The sequence below is a fragment of the Dysosmobacter sp. HCP28S3_G4 genome, assembly GCF_052065175.1.
Lineage (GTDB): Bacteria > Bacillota > Clostridia > Oscillospirales > Oscillospiraceae > Oscillibacter.
Window position 1 is genome coordinate 1 of the sequence record NZ_JBQHUP010000090.1, and the last position, 2,783, is coordinate 2,783.

The following is a 2,783-nucleotide window of genomic DNA, read 5'->3' on the forward strand; positions in this document are numbered from 1 at the left end:
GCACCGGGGCCGATGATACCGGCATGATAACGGCGATTCCCACACGGATCAACGGCTCTCGCCGCTTCATCCCAATAGCAGCGGGCGGCAGATCTTTCCTGCCGCCCGCTGTTTTGCCAAACAGTAGATTTTACCCTTCCCGCAGGCTTTGATTTGTGTTATGTTATACATAGATCATGACAATTTCCCGGCTACGGGAGGAAAGGATCGTTATGAGTGACACGCCTGGATATATAAAGAATTTAAAAAAAGAGTCTGTGGTGCAGAGCGTCATCAATTGCCTGACGGAAGCCATGCGGAACAAGGAGCTGAAGCCCGGAGACCGGATCCCGCCGGAGCCGGATCTGGCCGCGTCCATGGGTGTTGCCCGCAGTTCTGTGCGGGAGGCGATCAAGATCCTGTCCTACTTGGGCGTACTGGAGAGCAAGCGGTCAGAGGGGACCTTCGTCTGCAGCGGTTTTCAGGAGAGCATGATCGACCCCATGATCTACGGGATCATCCTGAACCAGGACTCCTTTGAGAACCTGATGGAGCTGCGGGAGATGACCGAAGCCGGGATCATACGCCTGGCCAGTCTGAAATACGAAGAGGAGGAGGGCCGTGCGCTGGAGGCTCTGCTGGAACAGATGAAGGAGATCGTTCGCAGCGGCGAGGACACGGTGAACAGATTCTTCCAAGTGGATAACGAGTTCCACAATATGATCTCCCAGATGGGAAAAAATCCTCTGGCGGATAAGATCAGCCGTGTGGTGCGTACCTTGACGTACGCTATGCGTTATGAGACGGTTGCCACGATGATCAACAGCGGCCGGGGCGATGAACTGGTCGCCGCCCACAGCCAGCTGTATGAAACGCTGAAAAACCGCAAGCTGGACGATGTCGAGGACATCGTCCGGGCCACGTACTTCGGAGATACCATCCACGGTGCCGAAAGCACTTGAGCGGCCGAAAGAGCAAGTGTTCAAAACCGCCGGTGCTGGAAATGCACAGGACCGTGCTGCACAGCGGCAGGCCGCAGAGAATCCCCCCTCTTTGAAACAACCGTGATACAGCAATGTCCGCGGATTGGCTGGATAAAGCCAATCCGCGGGCATTGTATGATCGTATCAACGTTCCTCCGTTTTACTTCCCACGGATTGCAGGACCCGCAGCCTACAGGGCGGGACAATCAACCATTATCGGAGCTTCAAAAGCAAAATCTCCCGCCGGTTTTTATCAACGATTTATCGGCTATTTATTCAGATGAAGTTTTGAAGCAACGATCACAACCAGATAACACCAGACAAGCTCCGCTTTCATCTCGTGACCCGGAGGCCGCAGGTACAAGTCCTGTCTCTGCAACCCAAAATCCCTGAAACCGCGACGGTTTCAGGGATTTCTTTTTTTCGCAAAAGGCGCGGCGCAGGACTGCCGCACTTGCCCTACGCGAAGGCGGCACCGAGACGCCCCTGATAGAGATTATAGGATCGGGCGCAAGCCGCACATTCCGTAGAGGGCTTCCAATTTGAAGGGTCAGCCGGATCCAATTGGAGCATAAAGATCCTGACACGGCTGGAGATTTCCCTGATCCTCTGCAAAAAGAGCGTCAACGAAAAGATGTTCAACCTCCTCGGGCTCTGCCTCGGCCATTTTCACAATACCATTGGCCGGAGATACCTGACCGCTATCAAGGAGAACAGAACGCTTCTTCGCTGCGGCTTTGAATCGGTCTGTGAAACTTATATCCCCGGAATCCGGCTTGAACCAGGTATCCTGAAAACAGCGCACAGCTCGCCGCTTAAAGATCGCGTCATTCGTTTTGCTGATCAATTCGAAGTTGTCTTCAAATCGTTGAATCAGCGTTGCTGAGTGGGCACGAAGACCAATGAACACAAATAGAAGTTGAAGCTGTATGGAAAACTACCATATGGAAGTCCAGCCGGGGAAAAGGATGGTCTGTGACAAAGCTGGCCAATTGTATCAGCGGTCGGAATTCACGATGGATATAACGGCAAGACCTATGATAATCGCCGTCAGGATATCCTCGATTGGCATGGGGGCCTTCCCGATGATGCACCAGATGCCTTTCATGATCTTCAGCATCTTTACAGTAAAATGGAACGGGCAGAAAAACGCTATGATATCCGTACCGCCCGGGCGTTCAAATGTTCCCTTCCAGGCAGACCGCCGTTCCAGGGACTGATTCAGATTATCAGTAAGGATCTTTCGGGAACTGGAATACAGCGGCCTGATCATCCGGAAGAAGCAGGGACGCGGCAGGTCCGCTTCGCCCACGCTCAATTACCCTGCCGACGCAAGACATTATCAAAGAAGCGCCGCCATAAGAGGGGGATCCCATCCAGCGCGATGCTGGTGATCACGGTGTAAACCATTCCGTAAATAAACACCCATATCTCACGGAACACAAAAACGGACAGAATGATCACGCCCCCCTTCCTTCTCAAATGATCAAGACAATTACCTGCGACCGTGGAGCCGAGTTCGCAAACTGGAGCAGAATTGAGGAGAGACTGCACTGTGACGTCTGTTTTGCTGATCCGTATTGTGCATGGCAAAAAGGTACAAATGAAAATCTGAACAGCCTGCTCCGGCAGTTTTATCCCAAGGGAAGAAATCTCTCTCGTGTGGCTCCTGCTGCACTAAAGCGAAACCTGGCGTTGATCAACGCCAGGTCAGGCTGTCGAGAAACCCGGTTGCGCAATTAGGCGGCAACCGGGTTTTCAGCACATATTCGGGAAAATAGAATCGAAAATAGGAAATGGGCGGGTCTGTCCCAAATTCTG

3 protein-coding genes and 2 pseudogenes are annotated in these 2,783 nt (G+C 52.6%); 3 read left to right on the top strand and 2 right to left on the bottom strand.

Annotation, left to right across the window (positions count from 1 at the left end; translation table 11 throughout):
* The first annotated feature begins 257 nt into the window (after nucleotides 1-257).
* On the top strand, nucleotides 258-941 hold the full coding sequence (locus ACTNBU_RS12450) for a FadR/GntR family transcriptional regulator (RefSeq protein ID WP_441034406.1): 684 nt from the start codon (nucleotides 258-260) through the stop codon (nucleotides 939-941).
* 571 nt (nucleotides 942-1,512) lie between these two features.
* On the opposite strand, the gene ACTNBU_RS12455 is transcribed toward ACTNBU_RS12450, so the two are convergent.
* Entirely contained in the window at nucleotides 1,513-1,872 is a 360-nt protein-coding gene (locus ACTNBU_RS12455; protein ID WP_441034408.1) for a hypothetical protein, read from the bottom strand.
* A gap of 147 nt (nucleotides 1,873-2,019) precedes the next feature.
* Between ACTNBU_RS12455 and ACTNBU_RS12460 the strand changes: the two are divergent.
* Nucleotides 2,020-2,097 (top strand): annotated as a pseudogene (locus tag ACTNBU_RS12460) (hypothetical protein); the annotation flags it as partial.
* Between the two features lie 179 nt (nucleotides 2,098-2,276).
* Here the strand turns inward: ACTNBU_RS12460 and ACTNBU_RS12465 are convergent.
* Nucleotides 2,277-2,426 carry a hypothetical protein gene (locus tag ACTNBU_RS12465; RefSeq protein WP_441034410.1) on the bottom strand — a complete coding sequence of 50 codons (150 nt, stop codon included), beginning with the start codon at nucleotides 2,424-2,426 and terminating at the stop codon, nucleotides 2,277-2,279.
* A 15-nt stretch (nucleotides 2,427-2,441) separates the two neighbouring features.
* Here ACTNBU_RS12465 and ACTNBU_RS12470 point away from each other — a divergent pair.
* Nucleotides 2,442-2,705, top strand: a pseudogene (locus ACTNBU_RS12470) (IS30 family transposase); the annotation flags it as partial.
* Nucleotides 2,706-2,783 lie beyond the last annotated feature (78 nt).